Source organism: Pseudoalteromonas sp. PS5, from assembly GCF_004103255.1.
In the GTDB taxonomy this organism is placed as follows: Bacteria; Pseudomonadota; Gammaproteobacteria; order Enterobacterales; family Alteromonadaceae; genus Pseudoalteromonas; species Pseudoalteromonas peptidolytica.
Genome location: NZ_RCSQ01000234.1, coordinates 1 through 18,898, shown reverse-complemented (window position 1 = coordinate 18,898; position 18,898 = coordinate 1). Strand labels below are relative to the sequence as shown.

Below are 18,898 nucleotides of genomic sequence, written 5' to 3'. Positions count from 1 at the left end.
CTAAATGAGAAATTTTTAACGTTGTTAGCGTCAGATTTACTCCTTCAAATTGAGCAAGTATTAAGTCAAATTGGTATTATGCTCTAGTACCAAAAATTTTATCACCAGCATCACCAAGCCCAGGAACAATATACCCCTTTTCATCAAGATGGCTGTCTAGCGATGCGGTATATATTTCAACATCTGGATGTGCTGCCTCAACTAATTTTACGCCCTCAGGTGCAGCAACAAGCACAATCGCTCGGATTTCCTTGCACCCTGCTTTCTTAAGCATATCTATTGTGGCGACTAAAGATCCACCTGTTGCTAACATTGGGTCTATCACTAGTGAGAGTCTAGCATCTATATTACCCACCAATTTTTCAAAATATGGTACTGGCTCTAATGTCTCTTCATTTCTTTGCAAGCCGACAACACTTACCTTAGCAGCTGGAATAAGTTGTAATATGCCATCAAGCATACCAAGACCAGCTCGCAAAATAGGTACTAGTGTAATCTTTTTGCCAGCAAGACGCTTCACAGTCAACTGTTTGCCGTCCCAAGCAGAGACTACCTCATCACCGAGTGTTAAATCTTTAGTTGCTTCATAAGTCAGTAAGTTTCCAACTTCTGATACAATCTCACGAAAATTCTTGGTCGATACTCCCTGCTCTCGAAGTAACCCAAGTTTATGTTGAACCAACGGGTGGTCAATTACATGTAATGCCATTGGGGGATCCCTTATAAACTACTGAAAAAGTCTTCTGGCTTGTGTCTAACTGGCTTTGTACATAACACTGTTGGCGTACCTAAGTATAAATAGCCAACAATCTCATCTTTTTCATCCAGTCCTAGTTGCTTTTTAACTTCCACACTCTGCGCAAAATAACCGGTTCTCCATACACCTGATAAACCTTGTGCAAAAGCAGCTTGCTGCATCGCTAACACACTACAACCTGCGCTTTGGATCTGTTCAATACGAGGAACTTTAGGGTGTTCTTGATACGGTGAAACAGCAATAATAAGCATAGGAGCACGCTGAGGTAGCGCCTTCGCCCTATCTATGACTCTTTGTTCTTGCTGCTCCTTTATAGCTGCTTGATAATAAATATCACCCAGCTTTTCACGACCTTGCTCTTCGACCACAATAAACCTAAACGGCGTAAGGCCACCATGATCTGGTACCTTCAAAGCAGCTTTTTTAATTATCTCTAGTTGCTCTGGGTTTGGTCCTGGATAAGAAAGATTGCTATCTGATTGACGTGTCAAAAGTAATTCTATTGCGTCCATTAGTTCGTTCCGTATTGTACCTTCAAAATCGGTATCATTAATATGCGCTTAGTCTACCATTTCAAAGCGCCTGCGACTATGCAGCACGCTTAAGTTTACAGTGCTTTGTTTTATATGATCATCGATACTGTATACTTTTTGATTGGCTGCTCATTAGCAGTTTCAACCAATAGTCGATACTGACGTAACGTCCTCCCCCCATAAAAAATAGCGACAGTAACAACACAAAATAGGTAGCGGCAAATTCGATGCCATTGTTCAATATGACTATGTTTCCTTTTTCGTATAGGTAATCCGGCCGCCCATGATCTGCAACCAACCCTTTGATTATGTCTAACCTCTGTTTTACCTCTAGGCTATTATCTAAACTATTTTTTGCCTGCTCAACACCCAACCAGTGTACAACCTTAGCTGCACTGGTATCAGGGTTTGATGGCGCAACTGAAAACCAGCCGTTATCAAGGTGCACAGTTACTGCTGCAACCACCATAGTTATCATTAGCGGGATCGTGACTAAACGGGTTAATAAACCAACCAAAATCAGCCAACCACCTAAAAATTCAGTCCAAGCAGCCATAAATGCTAATAAGTCAGGAACAGGCAGCCCCAACCCCCATTCACTATTACCAAACCACTCTACTACACCAGGGTCTGGAAGCAGTTTTTGGTAAAGTTCGATGTCTTGGTGCTTAAAGTTTAGTTTATTGTACCCAGCGATAATCATCACTGGTGCGAGGAGTAATCGGATGAGTAAAGGGGCAAGCCCTGAGAAGTGTTCCAACGTTAGTTTAGTGCTGTTATAAAACTTTAGCAGGTTTACAAACATAAGATAGGCAGTCCATAGTTGATAGTTACAATATCAGTATAGACCGCCTAATTCTTAGGGTTATTACATTAAATTTTTCTCGCGACCTGAAGAGCTTCAGCTATCGCTCGTTTTGCATCGATTGCAGCAGCAAGTTTCGCTCCACCAATAACATGATGGTTTTCTGGCAACGTTTCTTTATCAAACAATGTATCGTTGGATACTTGGCCGATACATGCAATAACAGTATCAACGTCAAGTATCTGCTCATCGTCTGCAACTTTGATAGTCAGCCCTTGACCATCAAAACGAATGTACTCACTTTGTGCAATTTGTTTAACGTTATGGTGCTTTGCAACCGCTCTGTGGATCCAACCTGTGGTTTTGCCTAAATCTTTACCAAAACGACCAGCTGAACGCTTTAACATATAAATTGTTTTTTGCTCTTGGGATGGTTTAGGATCGCATTCGATACCCCACTGTGCCTTAAAGTCTGAAATAGATTGCTCTCGCGGTTCTGTCAGATAGGCAACCATATCAAAACCAATACCACCCGCACCTAAAATCGCGATTTTATCACCGAGTTCTACTTCTCCTTTAATCACTTCATCATAGGCAAACACGCGACGCCCATCAGCACATTCGATTTTGGACATTCGTGGACTTACACCAGTTGCAAAAACGACATCATCAAAAGCATCTGCCATAGACAATTCATAAGATGTGTTTAGACAAAGCTCTACTCCAAGGCGGTTAATTTCGCTCACATAGTATTTTAGCGTGTGTTGAAAGTCTTCTTTTCCTGGTATGCGCATCGCTAGGTTAAATTGTCCACCTAGTTCGCTTCCCCTATCAATGAGCTTAACTTGGTGTCCCTTTTTAGCCAAATAATAACTCACTGATAATCCAGCGGGGCCAGCTCCCACCACTAATACCTTTTTCTTTGTAGTTGCTTCTTCTAACGGGTAATCCAGCTCAAACCCTGCTTGAGGATTAACTAAACAGGTAGCCCGTTGCCCTTTAAATACATGATCTAAGCAGCCTTGGTTACAACCGATACAAATATTAATTTGCTCTTCACGTTGTGCTTGGTACTTATTGAAAAACTCAGGATCAGCAAGCAATGGACGCGCCATAGAAATAAGATCAGCGTCGCCTTTAGCTAAAATATCATTTGCTAGTGTCGGGGTATTTATTCGATTGACGGCCACAACGGGTATATCAACAACCTGTTTTAACCTATTTGACGCTTCTCGATACGCGCCTGGTGGTACCATTGAAGCAATTGTAGGAACTCTAGCTTCATGCCAACCAATTCCAGTATTAAGAATATCAACACCGGCGGACACTAGCGCTTTTGCCTGAAGCGTAACTTCTTCTGCTGTCGATCCATTTGGGATTAGATCCATCACTGACAAACGAAATACGATAATAAACTTATCGCTCACCTTCGCCCTCACCGCTTTTACGATGTCAGTCGCCAAACGCATTCTATTTTCTAGACTACCACCGTATTCGTCAGTACGTTTATTGGTGTGATTCGCCATGAATTCGTTAATTAAATACCCTTCAGAGCCCATGATTTCGACACCATCATATCCGGCCTTCTCAGCTAGCTTTGCTGACTGTGCAAAATCTTTAATGGTACTTTTAATAGCGCTCAAGCTCATCGCTTTTGGCGTATAGGGATTTATTGGTGCTTTGATTGCACTTGGTGCTGTATTAAAAGGGTGGTAAGCGTATCTTCCTGCATGCAGTAGTTGTAAGCAAATTTTTCCACCATGTTGGTGAACCACGTTGGTGTATGCTTTATGCTTTATCACATCATACCGCGAGTTAAAAGAAGACGAAATGGGCGTCAATTTACCGCGTAAATTTGGACTATAGCCACCAGTGATAATTAACCCCACCCCTCCTTTTGCACGTGCTTCATAGAACGCAGCTAAGCGCTTTCGATTGTGCCAACCTTCTTCAAGCCCGGTGTGCATCGATCCCATCACCAAGCGATTTCGCAAACTTGTATGTTTAAGTTTTAGTTCTTTTTCTAACATTTGCCGCCCCACAAAACTGGTCTTACCTGTGAACATTAACGTTTTTTTATTATTTGGCAAGTCTTAAACAGAAAGAAATTAACGAACTTAGGCTCATTGCTGATATTTCACGCATGAAAATACTTAGTTACGTTTTTCTATTATCTATGAAACCGACTCTGATATATGATAAATAAATAGTGTTTTATTGATGTTAAGCATAAGGGATCGATTTGAAACTGATAGCGAATATTTTTAAAGGCATATGGGCCACCTTGAACTTTTCTAGACGATTGATTTTAAATCTGTTGTTCTTATTCATTCTGATTGCCATTGTGATTAATATTATATCCGGTGAAGACCAAGTCCAAGTGGAAGATAAAAGTGTCTTACGCTTAGATCTAAATGGCATCATTGTAGAGCAACTAACCTATGTCGATCCGTTTGAAGCGGCAATGAGCGGCAAGTTTGGTGACTCAGAGCAACCTGGTGAGATTTTACTTGATGATATAATTGACGTAGTAAACAAAGCAACGCAAGACCAACAAATATATGCAATGTACCTAGACTTACAACGCATGCACAGCGCACATTTAGATAAACTCCGCGACATTAGAGATGCGCTGGTAAAATTTAAAGCTGCAGGCAAAAAGATCTATGCTCACGGTGCATATTACACTCAAGCACAATATTATTTAGCCTCTATTGCTGATCAAGTAACCTTACACCCATACGGTGGTGTCAACATCACCGGTTTTGGCATGTACCCTCTTTATTTCAAAGAAGCCCTAGATAAGCTAAAAGTGACTCAGCATATTTTCCGTGTTGGTACCTATAAATCTGCCGTTGAGCCTTTCATCCGCAGTGATATGTCACCAGAAGCAAAACAATCTAACCTTGGTTGGATAACACCACTTTGGAGTCAATACAAATCAGAAGTGGCTGAGAACCGAGGTTTCGATGTCACAAATTTTGATGAAACATTCGCTGCATTGACGGATAAAATGGAAGCTGCACAAGGCGACTCTGCTAAATATGCAATTGATAACCAATGGGTGGATGAACTGGTTACAGATCAACAGTTCGTACAAAAGTTGATTGATGAAGTGGGGTTAGACGCTAAAGGCAAATCGTTCAAGCAAGTGTCCTTTGAGCAGTATCTGTCAACACTGCCACCAAAAGAATTTGCTGAAAATCCATTTACAGAAAAAGTTGCAGTGATCGTTGCTAAAGGTCAAATATCCGATGGTAAACGTAAGGCTGGTGCCATAGGCGGAGATTCAACAGCTGCACTGCTCAAAAGAGCGCGTCTAAACGATAAAGTAAAAGCGGTTGTTTTAAGGATAGATTCTGGCGGCGGCAGTATGTTTGCTTCAGAAACGATTCGTAATGAAGTGTTAGCATTAAAAGCGGCAGGTAAACCCGTTGTCGCATCTATGGGCTCAGTCGCGGCTTCAGGTGGCTATTGGATTGCGGCCTCAGCGAATGAAATTTGGGCCTCGCCGAGCACAATTACTGGGTCAATTGGCGTTTTTGGCATGATAATGACTTTCGAAAACGCGGCTAATTCACTTGGTATTTATTCAGATGGTGTAGCAACGACAGAGCTAAAAGGTCAATCACCATTTAGAGGAATTGAAAGTAATTATAAACATCTTATTCAAATGGGCGTTGAAGATGCCTATGACAAGTTTATCTCTATGGTTGCAACTGAACGAAACCTTGAGAAATCAGCGGTTGATGAAGTAGCGCAAGGCCGTGTATGGCTGGCAACTCAAGCGCTAAATTTTGGTCTCATTGACAAGTTAGGCAATAAGAATGATGCCATTAACGCAGCAGCCAGTCTTGCAAACTTGGAGATGTATGATGTTATCACCATAGAACAAGCGCTAACTGAGCAGGAAAAGCTAGTGCAACAGTTATTTGGTGCTGCGATAGTACAAAGTGCAGTTGAGGCCATTATGCCTGAGCAATCGATATTTGCAAAAACAGCGTTAAACACACTAGATGATATAAGTCATACACTAGAAGCTCAGAGCAAAGTACTCGGTCAATTAAATGACCCAAATCATGTCTATACCCTGTGTTTAGTATGTAATGTATCGGCTGAATAACCCTGAATAAGACTGCAATTGAGGATACACAATTGCTATAATAAGCCCAGATTTTATTCTGGGCTTATTTATGAAAAGAAAAAAAATATACATTGCTTATACCGGCGGTACTATTGGTATGAAGCAATCGAGTCGTGGTTATGTTCCTGTTGCTGGCTACCTTACCGATACGGTGAAGAATAACGCTGAGTTTACACGCGATGAGATGCCACTTTTTGATATTCACGAATACAGTCCTTTAATTGACTCATCTGATATGTCTCCCCATCATTGGCAACTAATTGCTGATGATATCCAATCAAAGTATCAGGATTACGACGGCTTTGTCGTACTACATGGCACAGACACAATGGCGTATACCGCTTCAGCGCTGTCTTTCATGTTTGAGAATCTGACCAAGCCTGTGATTGTAACCGGCTCACAAATACCACTATCTCAACTTCGTTCAGATGGTCAAGTGAACCTGCTAAATGCCATGTACTTAGCGGCTAATTATCCCATTGCGGAAGTTAGCTTATTTTTCAATAATAAGTTGTATCGTGGTAACCGAGCAATAAAAGCTCATGCTGACGGGTTTGATGCCTTTGCGTCTCCAAACTTATCACCTTTAGCGCAAGCGGGGATCAACATACAGCTACTAGAAGGAAAGCTCAGCCCTTATGTTGAGCAAAGTTTGCAAGTAACCCAGATTTCCCCACAACCTATCGCTGTGATGCACCTTTATCCCGGAATTTCAACTGAGATCCTTAAGAACCTCATGAAAGGTCAAATGAAGGCATTGATATTATTGAGCTTTGGTGTTGGAAATGCGCCACAAGACGAGCACTTTTTAAGTGAGCTTAAGGCAATAAGTGACAGCGGAGGGGTGATCATTAATCTAACTCAGTGTATCCAAGGTAAAGTGAATATGGGCGGCTACGCTACTGGCAACGCTTTACTCAATTGTGGAGTGATCAGTGGTTATGATATGACTTTGGAAGCGTGCTTAACAAAACTACATTATCTATTCAGCCAAAAGCTTGAAATAGAAACTATCCGCCACCTTATGCAAGATAGCCTTCGTGGTGAACTCACTAGGTAAAGAAAGATAGAAGAAAAGAAAAGTAAAAAGCCGCAAGTGGATACTGCGGCTTTGTCATTTCTAGTGTCGACGTGACTATCTTACTTTTGCATCAATCTCGACAAGATCAGTGAGGTGACACGTTTCACCACTGTGCGTCTTAATGCCATGTTCACCAAAGTAATCACGTTGTGCTTGTACTAAGTGACCATTGCTTGGAGTGCTCAACGTCGCAATGTATGTTTGCGTCGCAGCAAGCACAGGGAAAGATAAACCTGTTGCAATCGCTTTACCGGTAGTGCGACGAAGTGCCAGTGCTGGCTCCTCTAATGAATCGATAAACTCAACACCCTGAGCAACATCATCTAGGTAGTCGGCACGAATGATACAACCGGCGCGCCAGGTTTGAAGTGTCTTATTTAAGTCGACTTTCCATTGGTGAGCTCGTGACGCACCTTTAATTAATGCAAGGCCTTGACGATAGCATAGCAAGCTCGCGAAATAGAATGCTTGTTTCAATTCGTCTAAATCAACTTCAACCGACTCGGTAGATTTGGCAGCATACGTCATTTCTTTGGCCGCTGGCGTATCTATCGTATTAGTTAAATGGCGAGCTTGCACCGCAGCGACCAAAGATGGGACGGCAATCCCTAATTCTAACGCATTTTGTGCTGTCCAAAGGCCAGTACCTTTAGCACCTACTTTGTTATCTATAAGGTCAACTAGTGACTCGCCCTGTTCTGTTTCGAGGCTGAGAATATGACTCGAAATAGCGAGTAGGTAGCTATTTAGGTTACCCTCTGACCATGACTCAAAAATTTCAGCGACTTCTTTCGGTGAGCGGCCAGTACCATGACGAAGTAGTTGATACACTTCAGCAATCAGCTGCATTAACGCATATTCAATGCCGTTATGTACCATTTTTACAAAATGGCCACTTGCAGATTGACCCACGCGAGCAAAACATGACTCGTTATTGTAGCTTGCCGCAACTTTCTCAAACCAAGGTTCGATACGTTCCCATCCGCCTTCAGAGCCACTCGCCATCATCGCAGGACCGTGACGCGCCCCTTCAGCTCCGCCAGAGATCCCCATGGTGGCAAACTCAAATTTATTTTGATATTTCAACTTACGAGCAATACCATCTTTGTAGTTACTATTACCACAATCCACAATGATATCTTCTTTCTCAACCCCGGCTTCAACCAAGTCGCTACAAACTTTATCTACTAATTCACCTGCTGGAACCAGTAATAAAATCGAGCGAGGAGTCTCAAGCCTTCTGATCATATCACCGAGATCAGACACTATGTGTAAGCGCTCCGCCATACCTAACGACTGTGCGCAACTTAATAATTCCGCACCTACTTCGGGGTTCTTGTCATATGCGACTAAGGTCATCCCCTTCTCTATTAGATTTAGCGCGAGGTTTTTACCCATCACACCCAAACCAACTAATGCAACCTGCATTTAGTTTCCTCCTCGGTAACATCAAAACTTTATGCGTTCGTGTATGTGCATTATACCTTAGCAACCATGATTGACCAGCGAGACACACTATTCGCTGGCTACTTATCAGTTACAAAAATATGACAGCTAACACAGTTCACTGTATAGCAATATAGTGACAGCGGCTCGCATTCACCACTATTTGTGATTAATCGCAAATATTCTCTTATCATTAAAAGGTAAAATATTCGAGATTGACGCCCACTGACACCGGTGTCATAATGATGACATATAGATCATATAACTTAATGAGAGTGTTAAAAAGGGTATTTGCATAATTCTTTATGCTCAAGTTAGTTAAATAATGGTTTCACAATGTGTGATGTGTAAAAAGACAGCAAGTTTAATTTATTTTTAACACATTCATAAGTTTTTGCTTACCTTGATAAGCTTACAGGAGAATCTGATGCTTAGACGCACTAAAATCGTTGCAACTCTGGGGCCCGCAACTGATAGAGATAATAATTTAGAAAAAATAATTCGTGCCGGCACCAACGTAGTCAGACTAAACTTTTCACACGGCGTTGCTCAGGATCACAAAAACAGAGCTGAAGCGGTACGCGAAATATCTCAACGCTTAGGTGTGAATGTCGCTATCCTAGCTGATTTGCAAGGACCTAAAATCCGTGTTTCAACCTTCAAAGAAGGTAAAGTATTTTTAGAAGTAGGTGCAAAGTTTACTCTAGACGCAAAAATGGAACCTGGACAGGGTCATGTTGAAGCTGTTGGTATAGATTACAAAGAGCTACCAAATGATGTAAAGCAAGGTGATTTGTTATTGTTAAACGATGGTCTGATCCAACTGGTTGTTGAGCAAGTGCAAGGTCACTTAGTTCATACCAGCGTCAAAGTGGGTGGTGTGCTATCTAATAACAAAGGTATTAACCGTTTAGGTGGTGGGTTAACGGCACCGGCATTCACGGATAAAGACAAAGAAGATTTAATCACGGCAACGGAAATCGGTGTTGACTACATTGCAGTATCTTTCCCTCGAAGCGGTGATGACATGCGTTATGTCAGAAGCTTAGCTGAAAAAGCAGGCTCTAATGCGCAATTGTTAGCAAAAATAGAGCGTGCAGAAGCTGTTGAAACTGTTGAAGCAATTGATGACATTGTGCTTGCTTCTGATGCGGTGATGGTCGCACGTGGCGACTTAGGGGTCGAAATTGGCGACGCTGCGCTTGTGGGTAAACAGAAACAAATTATCAGCCGTGCTCGTTCATTAAACCGTACTGTCATTACAGCAACACAAATGATGGAATCGATGATTGACAACCCAATGCCAACCCGTGCTGAGGTGATGGATGTAGCAAATGCTGTATTGGACGGCACAGACGCGGTTATGCTCTCTGCAGAAACAGCTGCGGGAGATTATCCAGAGCAAACGGTTGCAGCGATGGCTCGCGTTTGTTTAGGCGCTGAGTCGCAACCACAAATTCACATTTCTAAACACCGTCTAGATAGTCGCTTTGCAGACACTTGTGAAACCATTGCGCTTTCCGCCATGTATGCAGCTAACCACTTAGACTCAGTAAAAGCCATTGTTGCATTAACGGAATCAGGCAATACTGCGAAACTAATGTCACGTATTAGTTCCGGTTTACCAATTTATGCCCTATCTCGCCATCAATCCACACTCGGTCAAGCCTCGTTGTATCGTGGCGTTTATCCGGTAAGGTTTGACTCTACCCAATGTTCAGATGATAGTGCGGTTAGAGAAGCACTAGACACTCTTGTTGCAGCAGGATCTTTAGAAAAAGGCGACACAGTTATCATTACCCATGGCGATAAAATGGAAACTATCGGTGCAAGTAATACACTAAAAATTATTACAGTGTAAAAACCACAACGAACTGGGTAGCCACGCTACCTAGTTCTGTTATTTCGCCCGTGTGACTGCGCGTAAAAGCTGTATTGATAATAAAATGAGGAAACAGCGCTAATCACTTGGCGTTATTTTATACCATTTTCTTGTTGTAACGATTTAATAAAACCAAACTGCCTAATGTGAGGCAGAACGTTTAGCTTATAACCGAGCAAAGCTTTGTTATCCACAAGTTGCTCTAAATAAGACATTTTATCGCTTGTAGCGCCACAATAGCTTCTTCTAATTGAGCAAGTATTAAGATTAATTGGTATTAGCTTGCTAATGCTGCCTTCACTTTATCTCTGTAGCTTCTGCTTACTTTTAGCTCTTGACCATTTTCAAGCACCAACAAGTATTCACCACTGCTCTGGGTTACTAGCTTACTAATTTGTTTAGTGTTTACGATAGCAGAGCGATGCACGCGTACGAATAATGTTGGGTCCAATTCTTGCTCTAAATCCTTCATTGTTTTTCGTAAGATGTGTGTTTGACCATCACTACAATGTAGGCACATGTAATCTCCAGCAGCATCCACCCACTGAATTGAGCCGGTAGAAACACGAATGATCTCTCCTTGCTCTTTTACCGCAAGTGACTCAGGGAACTTTTTATCTTCGATTGTATCCCCTGTCGCTAACTTCTTTAGGATTTCTTCACAATTGTTACCAGTGATCCCTGCAACAAAGCTGGCTAACTTTTTCTTATGCGCATTGTCTTGTTGTGTTTTTAAATAGCTTTGCACTTTTTCCACCGCCTGTTTTAATCTGTTGTCATCAACGGGTTTTAAAATGTAATCTAACGCATGGATCTCAAATGCTTTGACAGCATATTGATCAAACGCAGTTACAAAAACGATAGCAGGCAATGGTTTGACACTTTCACTCAAGGCTCTCGCTACTTCAAAGCCATTCATGTTTGGCATTTGAATATCAAGAAAGACTAGATCTATGTCCTCAGACTTACATAAATCAATAGCCTGTTGGCCACTGCCACATAATTCTACAATTTCAATTTCAGGAAAATCTCTTAACCTTACCGCCAAGCCTTTTCTGGCTAGCGGTTCATCATCTACGATTAATGTTCTAATTTTGTTCATTACTTCTTCGCCCTTTCGTATGGCACGCGAATGTTTACCTTTAAACCCGAAGGCTCATTGTTTGACAGCACAAACGAGTAATTGTTTTCATATAATGTTTTTAGGCGATCTTTGGTATTCGCTAAACCCACTCCTTGTGCACTTTTCAACTGCCCATCTTCCAACTCTGCGCCTGGGCCGTTATCACCTACTTCCAAGAGTAGCTCATTGGCAAAAACCTGTGCTTTAATCTCAATTTTGCCGCCATGTTCAATATGTGCAATAGCATACTTGATGCTGTTCTCAATCAATGGCTGTAAAATTAAACTTGGCACTAGCGCTTGTTCTGCCTCTTCTGTTACATCTAACTCAATCGACAACCTTTCATCAAAGCGTACTTTCTCAATTTCAAGGTATAACGTTAACGCATGTAACTCTTGCTCTAGTGGTACTTTTTTGATCGGATCTGTATTTAAGGTATGTCTCAAAAAGTCACTAAGCCTTGATACCATTTGATTTGCATCTTTATTCTCTTCAACGAGAATAAGTGTTGAGATTGCGTTGAGTGTATTGAAGAGAAAGTGAGGATTAAGCTGATACCGAAGCATTTTTAGTTGTGCTTCATGAGCCATCGTATTGGCTTTTAGTGCCTTTTGTCTCTCACTTTGCAATAATTGATAATACTTTATACCGAAGTATAGTCCGCTCCAGCATAAAACGATATAGACGGAGTCTAGGCCTTGCTGCAAATAATAAAACCATTCATCGGGTCGATAACCATGACGGTATATTTCCCAATGATTGAATTTTTGCACCACAGCCCAGAGCGTTCCGGTTAAATATGATGCAGTAAATACTACCAAGATTAAGACAACTGGAGAGGCGTTCCATATCTTACGATATAAATAACGCAGTGGTACTGTCATCAAACAACCGGCATAAGCATTTAATGCAATAACAAATACATAGATGTCGCGCATTTCAAATACTTTCGAGCCAATGTAATTCACCAGCGCATAACCCAACCAGCCGGCTATTTGTAATACCCAGAAAAACCTCTGCCTGTTATCAACCAGTGATTGCCACTTCAAAATGATTATACCTCTTCTATCTTAACTGGATTATATCTCAGCTTGTTGCATTTATTCACTGCTGATGGTCTCAGTTTTTACACGACCTACCGCAAATAAAAAAAGACACCGCAGTGTCTTTTTTAAGATAAATTATAATGACTTATTTAATTTAACCGCTCTGTTTTGGAACACCAAAAAAGTGCTATTAGGTTGTTATGAATAAGAAATATAACAACCCCTTAGCTTCAATCTATGTTCCCTCAGGTTAAGCAGTTCTACACAAATTGCTATAAATGCCTTGTCTTGTAGACTGTATTTACGCCAGCTTATCTGAAGCGACTTTATATGTTGGATCGGCTTGACCATCTAATTCGACTAAGTCTTTAGCCTTTTCGAGTAACACTTTGCAGTCTTGGCTCAAGTGGCGCAGATGAAGTGTTTTTCCAGCTTTTTTGTAGCGTTCTGCTAACGCATCTATCGCTTCAATCGCGCTGTGATCAGCAACTCGGCTATATTTAAATTCTACAATAATGTCGTCGGGGTCATTATTTATATCAAATAATTCAGCAAAGTTTTTTACAGAGCCAAAGAATAGTGGTCCGTGTAATTCATAAACCTTTGAGCCATTTTCATCAATATAATTATTGGTGTAGATATGTTTTGCATGTTCCCAAGCAAACACCAATGCCGATACAATTACACCAACACAAACTGCAATCGCGAGATCTGTGACCACAGTCACACCAGATACCAATACAATCACAAAAGCATCTGATTTGGGGATCTTTCTGATCAGTCTAAAGCTAGACCATTCAAACGTACCTAGAACAACCATAAACATCACACCAACTAGTGCGGCTAATGGGATCATTTCTATTAAGCTAGCAGCAAATAGAATAAAGACCAATAGTAGAAGCGCAGCTGTTATTCCCGACAAACGACTACGGCCACCAGAATTAATGTTGATCATTGACTGGCCTATCATCGCACAGCCGCCCATCGCACCAAATACGCCACAGGTAACATTTGCTGCACCTTGACCGATACACTCACGATTACTATGGCCACGTGTTTCTGTGATCTCATCAATCAAAGTGAGCGTCAACAGCGACTCTATCAAGCCAATTGCTGCCAATACTAACGCATAAGGGAATATGATTTTAAGTGTTTCAAGTGTCCATGGTACATCAGGAATATGAAAAGCAGGGAAACCACCTGCGATAGTCGCATCAGAGTTGCCAGACATGTCTTTAAGATAGTCAAGTACATTCCTCGCATCTAGGTCCAGGCCTATTACGATTCCAGTTACTACAAGGATAGCGGCAAGGCTTGAAGGTACTGCTGTCGTCAACTTAGGGAGAAAATGAATGATAGCCATTGTAAGCGCAACTAGGCCACACATAATATAGAGCGCTTCGCCCTGCATCCACGTCAAGTTACCTTGCCCATCAAGCACCTTGAACTGCCCAAGTTGTGCTAAGAAAATCACAATTGCCAGGCCATTTACAAAGCCGAGCATAACAGGGTGAGGCACCATGCGAATAAACTTGCCGAGTTTAAATATACCGGCCAATATTTGCAAAAAGCCCATCAATAAGACTGTCGCAAACAGATATTCAACACCATGCTCTATCACCAAGCTAACCATAACGACTGCAAGTGCACCAGTTGCACCAGAGATCATACCCGGTCTACCACCGAAGATTGAGGTAATAAGACCTACAATGAATGCCGCATATAAGCCAACCAAAGGGTCTACTTGCGCAACAAAAGCGAAGGCTACAGCTTCTGGCACCAACGCCAGTGCAACTGTAAGTCCTGATAGTACATCGTTTTTAGCAGAGCTAGGCGCTTTGCTGATCAGATTAAACATCTATTTCCTCTGGTCTGAATTGACAATGAACACAAAGGCTGCGGATTCTAGCAAAAAGCAGCAATTTAAACAAATAGCAGACATCTAGCATTTAAAGCAGATTGGTTTGTATGCACTAAATTCTAGTATAGAACAGTGACAGCAGGATGTTAGAAATGCACTATTTCAGCTAAAAGGCAGGCTAGTAATCGTCTGCTCACTATCATTTAACAAGCAGACGATGATGCTGTACTAAAGTGGTAAAGAGGTACTGCGTTTTACACAAGTCATGGTTACATTTGAATGTACCTCTTGAACAAACTCAAGGTTAAGTAAATTGTCTCGAACAAACTGCTCATAACCTTCAATTCCCTTAGATATAATACGCAGCATGAAGTCCATCGTGCCTGCCATTGAATAACACTCTGTCACTTCGTCGTAGCTCAATATAAGTTTTTCAAACTCAGCGAGGTTATTTCTGCCATGGTTCGACAAGCGAACGTGTGCATAAACCAGCATATCAAATCCGAGCTTTTTCTCGTCTAACAGTGCGACTTTACCTTTGATGTAACCATCTTGCTCCAATTTGGCGATACGTCGCCAGCAAGGAGATTGAGAAAGCCCTACTTTATCTGCAATTTCGGCGGTCGAAAGACTCGCATCTTGTTGTAACAATGCCAAGATTTGGCGATCTACTTGGTTTAATGACATATCTATTCTAGTTTAATTAGCACATTAGCTTACAAAGCCAATGTTGATTATTATTCTCTGACGTATAGTAGACTAACTTATTGTATATGAATACTACTTAGCGCCTACTATTCTACCCAAATCGGCCACTCATAAAGGGGTTTGTAGCCTTTTCATACCCTATCGTGGTATTTTCACCGTGCCCTGAATGCACAACGACTTCGTTAGGTAACGAAAATAACTTACTCTCAATGGAGTGCTTCAGCTTTGCTGCGTCCCCTTTAGGAAAGTCAGTTCGCCCTACTGAACCTTTGAACAAAACATCACCTACCAACACCTGCTGTGAGACAGGTTCATAAAAAACAACATGTCCAGGCGTGTGACCAGGGCAATGCCTAACTTCTAACTTTAGCTTCCCTACCTCAACTGTATCACCATCATTTAGCCATGATGAGGGTAAAAATGCAGCGTGGTTTTCAAAACCAAACATTTGTGATTGCATTGGTAATGCTTCAAGCCAAAATAGGTCATCTTTATGAGGGCCTATGATTTCAATATCATAATACTCCCCCAGTATCGTACTTGCCCCCACATGATCTAGATGCGCGTGGGTGAGCAAAATCATCTTCGGTTTAAGCCCCTCTTCAGTCAAGCGCGCGATGATCTTTTCCGGCTCGCCACCTGGGTCGACAATTGCGGTGATTCTGCTTGTCGGGCAAACTAATACACGGCAATTTTGCATAAACGGCGTAACAGGTATTGTTAATACTTGCATTGTTAATTTGCTCCAAATGCCATCAAAACAGGATACTTCAAATAAGCGCTGTCATAAAATGGTGTCCGAGCGTACAGCCACTCCATTCTCGCTTTAGAGTCGTTGGCAAACTTTTTGTCTTCACGAATTTTTTTATCAAATGCTAATGCCATTGCTGGATTTTGTTTTAGCATCTTTCTGGCAAACGGTTCAAGCGCATAATTTTCAACATATTCTGTACGTTGAAAAATCGTATTAAACTCACCCCAAGCAAAGAAAGAGTCCGGGGCTTTAGGGTGCAGTAAGTGAGTTGCCAACTCTCCCGAAGGTTGCGCTGTTTCAACTTTATACCAGCCACTTACATCCACTTTTTCTGGCAATACGTTAAAGTTAAATGATGCCTTTACTCTAAAGCGACTTTCAAAAGGCACACTGTCGAACTGATAGTCACTTACCGCTGCCTGAGTGACATTTTCAACTACTGACGATGCTGGCAATTTAATGACTTCAACACCATGAAGCTCTAGCTTTTCAACGACTTCGGGATACGCTGGTGGTATATAAAACTGCTCTGGAACATTAACTATCGTTTTTACTTCTTTTTGCCAATAAATCGGTAATTTCTCATAGTCGACTGGCGTACCAAGGTATTTTGCTTCTACATGCCCAGAAAGTGCACTTTCGAATTGCTTGTATTCGATACCTTTAAATTGAATGAAATCAGGAGTTTTAGCGTAGCTACGCTCAACCACTAATTTTTTGGGCAAAAACTCAGCTTCTTTTTTCACAGCTTCTCGTAATATATCTATATTGTTGGCCAGTCCATCAATGACGCCATCCATAAATACATACGTCCCTAAAACACGCTGTTTATACGGTTTTAAAGAGTGATTTTCCACAAGTATTGTTGGTAGCCCTTTTAAGTCGCCCCAACCATTTGAGAATCTTGGTGTTGCTACCCAACCTGCTAAACCCTGCTTAAAATCACGCTTGTCCATGACAAACACCAAAGGTCCGGGAATATGCCCCTGTTTGCGAAGTGCTTTATCTATTTCAGGAGAGAGTTGATTTTCCAATACTTGGGCAATTGCTGGAGATTCACTGGCAAAACTTGGATTAAAGCCATAGGTCACATCATACTGGTAATCCGCACCGTCAGTAACATGAACATCAATGTATAGGTCTGGCTTATACTCATTGATCACAGACATGATCGCTCTAATACCAGGAGTATCTAGCTTTGTATAATCACGGTTGAGATTAAGATTTTTACCATTCGTCCTAAATCCCATCACCGCTGGGCCGCGCTGATTAATACGGTTATATTCGCTGCGACGCTCATGACCATCGACATTTAAAATCGGCACAACTAGTAAGTTGACTTTCGCTAAAATATCGCGACGTTTCCCTGTGGCAATATCACGCAGCAACATAAACATGGCATCTTTACCATCAATTTCACCGGCATGAATACCCGCTTGAACTAAAATAGTCGGTTTATCGCTATTAATGACTTTAGATTTGTCACCACCTTGCTCAGTGGCAACAATCATCTTGATAGCGCGATGACTATCACTAGTACCTATAGTTTCAAGCTTAAACTGTGTTGGATTGGCCGCGACTAGACGGTCAACAAACGCCATTGTATCTTCATAATTTGGGGAATCGGTACCATCACTAAGTTCGAAATCAGTCGTCAATGGGCCTTGTTGTTGTAATAGTTGTTCACTGTTACCCTGCCACTCCATTAGCGGTGGCAAATGACTATTCATACCTAGCATTGCAGTAAGCATAATAATGCTGGAACTCATCATAATTCTCTATTCCTCTGCTTTTATCCGTCAATTATATCAATATTTTATCTATCGGCTTACAATGTGCGGTGATTCAACAAAAATTTGCAGTTAATCGCAGATAACTATCACTTTAGGGAACAAATGAGCGTACAAAAATCAATTTTAATCACTGGTTGTTCTACCGGGATTGGTTATTACTGTGCATTGCAGTTGTCAAAAGCCGGATATCAGGTCATCGCATCAGTCAGAAATGAAAAAGACCTGAATAAGTTTGAAGGTACAGGTGTTCATTGCATCGTATTAGATCTAGCTTGTGAGGAAAGTATCAAAGATGGATTTCATCAGGCACTTACAATCGTCAATGGGCAATTGGACGCATTATTTAATAATGGCGCCTACGGTCAACCTGGTGCGGTCGAAGATTTGCCTACAGATATATTAAGAAAGCAGTTTGAAGTTAACTTTTTTGGTTGGCACACACTAACATGCTTGGCTGTCGCGCAAATGCGAAAGCAAGGTTCAGGCCGAATAGTGCACAATTCTTCAGTGCTTGGCCTTGTTGCATTACCCTATCGAGGAGCCTATAACGCTAGTAAATTTGCACTGGAAGGGTTAACCGACACATTACGCATGGAACTCGCCAACACCAATATCCAAGTCAGTTTAATCGAGCCAGGTCCAATCGTATCAAAGTTTAGAGAAAACGCGAAACGCGCATTTTTAACTAACATCAACCATCAACATAGCGCACATCACAACGAGTATCAGGCGCAGCTTAATCGCTTAGGCGCTGAAGACGCACCACAGAAATTTACCTTAGGGCCTGAAGCGGTTTATAAAGCCCTGCATCACGCATTGAGTGCTAAAACTGCGAAGCCAAGGTATTACGTAACGTTCCCTACATACTTGATGGGGTATCTAAAACGAATATTGAGCAGTCGCATGCTAGATAAAATATTGATGAAAAACCGTTAAGGGCTGAGTAATACCAATTAGTCTTAATA

The 18,898-nt window shown here is 41.6% G+C and carries 15 protein-coding genes; 4 read left to right on the top strand and 11 right to left on the bottom strand.

The window, feature by feature from the left end:
• Positions 1–76 precede the first annotated feature (76 nt).
• From upp to D9603_RS21195, 4 genes are all read right to left on the bottom strand, one after another.
• Positions 77–709, bottom strand: coding sequence for a uracil phosphoribosyltransferase (gene upp / locus D9603_RS21210; RefSeq protein ID WP_128732823.1), 633 nt, complete (start codon positions 707–709; stop codon positions 77–79).
• 11 nt (positions 710–720) lie between these two features.
• Complete coding sequence (locus D9603_RS21205; RefSeq protein ID WP_125253952.1) at positions 721–1,269, bottom strand: NAD(P)H nitroreductase; 549 nt, start codon at positions 1,267–1,269, stop codon at positions 721–723.
• A 118-nt stretch (positions 1,270–1,387) separates the two neighbouring features.
• The gene (locus tag D9603_RS21200) at positions 1,388–2,095 is read right to left on the bottom strand and encodes a DoxX family protein (protein ID WP_128732822.1); all 708 of its coding nucleotides are present in this window, start codon (positions 2,093–2,095) and stop codon (positions 1,388–1,390) included.
• Positions 2,096–2,163: 68 nt separating this feature from the next.
• A complete protein-coding gene (locus tag D9603_RS21195) occupies positions 2,164–4,125 on the bottom strand; it encodes an FAD-dependent oxidoreductase (RefSeq protein WP_128732821.1) in 1,962 nt (653 codons plus the stop codon).
• Between the two features lie 212 nt (positions 4,126–4,337).
• Here D9603_RS21195 and sppA point away from each other — a divergent pair, with 212 nt between their 5' ends.
• Positions 4,338–6,218 carry a signal peptide peptidase SppA gene (gene sppA, locus D9603_RS21190; protein ID WP_128732820.1) on the top strand — a complete coding sequence of 627 codons (1,881 nt, stop codon included), beginning with the start codon at positions 4,338–4,340 and terminating at the stop codon, positions 6,216–6,218.
• 70 nt (positions 6,219–6,288) lie between these two features.
• Positions 6,289–7,299, top strand: a complete 1,011-nt coding sequence (gene ansA / locus D9603_RS21185; RefSeq protein ID WP_128732819.1) for an asparaginase — start codon at positions 6,289–6,291, stop codon at positions 7,297–7,299.
• A gap of 75 nt (positions 7,300–7,374) precedes the next feature.
• Here ansA and gndA read toward each other — a convergent pair whose 3' ends face one another.
• Positions 7,375–8,748 (bottom strand): NADP-dependent phosphogluconate dehydrogenase, encoded by a 1,374-nt coding sequence (gene gndA / locus D9603_RS21180; RefSeq protein ID WP_128732818.1) that lies wholly within the window; start codon positions 8,746–8,748, stop codon positions 7,375–7,377.
• A gap of 445 nt (positions 8,749–9,193) precedes the next feature.
• On the opposite strand from gndA, the gene pyk reads away from it, so the two are divergent.
• Complete coding sequence (pyk, locus tag D9603_RS21175; RefSeq protein WP_128732817.1) at positions 9,194–10,627, top strand: pyruvate kinase; 1,434 nt, start codon at positions 9,194–9,196, stop codon at positions 10,625–10,627.
• 298 nt (positions 10,628–10,925) lie between these two features.
• Here pyk and D9603_RS21170 read toward each other — a convergent pair whose 3' ends face one another.
• The 6 genes from D9603_RS21170 to D9603_RS21145 all read right to left on the bottom strand — a co-directional run bounded on the left by D9603_RS21170 (position 10,926) and on the right by D9603_RS21145 (position 17,909).
• Positions 10,926–11,750, bottom strand: a complete 825-nt coding sequence (locus D9603_RS21170) for a LytTR family DNA-binding domain-containing protein (protein ID WP_125253959.1) — start codon at positions 11,748–11,750, stop codon at positions 10,926–10,928.
• Complete coding sequence (locus tag D9603_RS21165; protein WP_128732816.1) at positions 11,750–12,820, bottom strand: histidine kinase; 1,071 nt, start codon at positions 12,818–12,820, stop codon at positions 11,750–11,752. The genes D9603_RS21170 and D9603_RS21165 overlap by 1 nt, the downstream gene beginning before the upstream one ends.
• A 298-nt stretch (positions 12,821–13,118) precedes the next feature.
• Positions 13,119–14,675, bottom strand: a complete 1,557-nt coding sequence (locus tag D9603_RS21160; RefSeq protein WP_128732815.1) for a SulP family inorganic anion transporter — start codon at positions 14,673–14,675, stop codon at positions 13,119–13,121.
• 231 nt (positions 14,676–14,906) lie between these two features.
• Positions 14,907–15,365 (bottom strand): Lrp/AsnC family transcriptional regulator, encoded by a 459-nt coding sequence (locus tag D9603_RS21155; RefSeq protein WP_010376979.1) that lies wholly within the window; start codon positions 15,363–15,365, stop codon positions 14,907–14,909.
• Positions 15,366–15,477: 112 nt separating this feature from the next.
• The gene (locus tag D9603_RS21150) at positions 15,478–16,119 is read right to left on the bottom strand and encodes an MBL fold metallo-hydrolase (protein ID WP_128732814.1); all 642 of its coding nucleotides are present in this window, start codon (positions 16,117–16,119) and stop codon (positions 15,478–15,480) included.
• A 2-nt stretch (positions 16,120–16,121) separates the two neighbouring features.
• Positions 16,122–17,909: a M14 family metallopeptidase gene (locus tag D9603_RS21145; protein WP_194086977.1), complete on the bottom strand. Its 1,788-nt coding sequence runs from the start codon at positions 17,907–17,909 to the stop codon at positions 16,122–16,124.
• A 126-nt stretch (positions 17,910–18,035) separates the two neighbouring features.
• On the opposite strand from D9603_RS21145, the gene D9603_RS21140 reads away from it, so the two are divergent.
• Positions 18,036–18,869 (top strand): SDR family oxidoreductase, encoded by an 834-nt coding sequence (locus D9603_RS21140; RefSeq protein WP_128732812.1) that lies wholly within the window; start codon positions 18,036–18,038, stop codon positions 18,867–18,869.
• Positions 18,870–18,898 lie beyond the last annotated feature (29 nt).

Bases quoted from the DNA above. Each gene is read 5' to 3' on its own strand.
- upp (WP_128732823.1), bottom strand. From the start codon at position 709: ATGGCATTACATGTAATTGACCACCCGTTGGTTCAACATAAACTTGGG.
- D9603_RS21205 (WP_125253952.1), bottom strand. From the start codon at position 1,269: ATGGACGCAATAGAATTACTTTTGACACGTCAATCAGATAGCAATCTT.
- D9603_RS21200 (WP_128732822.1), bottom strand. From the start codon at position 2,095: ATGTTTGTAAACCTGCTAAAGTTTTATAACAGCACTAAACTAACGTTG.
- D9603_RS21195 (WP_128732821.1), bottom strand. From the start codon at position 4,125: ATGTTAGAAAAAGAACTAAAACTTAAACATACAAGTTTGCGAAATCGC.
- ansA (WP_128732819.1), top strand. From the start codon at position 6,289: ATGAAAAGAAAAAAAATATACATTGCTTATACCGGCGGTACTATTGGT.
- gndA (WP_128732818.1), bottom strand. From the start codon at position 8,748: ATGCAGGTTGCATTAGTTGGTTTGGGTGTGATGGGTAAAAACCTCGCG.
- pyk (WP_128732817.1), top strand. From the start codon at position 9,194: ATGCTTAGACGCACTAAAATCGTTGCAACTCTGGGGCCCGCAACTGAT.
- D9603_RS21170 (WP_125253959.1), bottom strand. From the start codon at position 11,750: ATGAACAAAATTAGAACATTAATCGTAGATGATGAACCGCTAGCCAGA.
- D9603_RS21160 (WP_128732815.1), bottom strand. From the start codon at position 14,675: ATGTTTAATCTGATCAGCAAAGCGCCTAGCTCTGCTAAAAACGATGTA.
- D9603_RS21155 (WP_010376979.1), bottom strand. From the start codon at position 15,365: ATGTCATTAAACCAAGTAGATCGCCAAATCTTGGCATTGTTACAACAA.
- D9603_RS21150 (WP_128732814.1), bottom strand. From the start codon at position 16,119: ATGCAAGTATTAACAATACCTGTTACGCCGTTTATGCAAAATTGCCGT.
- D9603_RS21145 (WP_194086977.1), bottom strand. From the start codon at position 17,909: ATGAGTTCCAGCATTATTATGCTTACTGCAATGCTAGGTATGAATAGT.
- D9603_RS21140 (WP_128732812.1), top strand. From the start codon at position 18,036: ATGAGCGTACAAAAATCAATTTTAATCACTGGTTGTTCTACCGGGATT.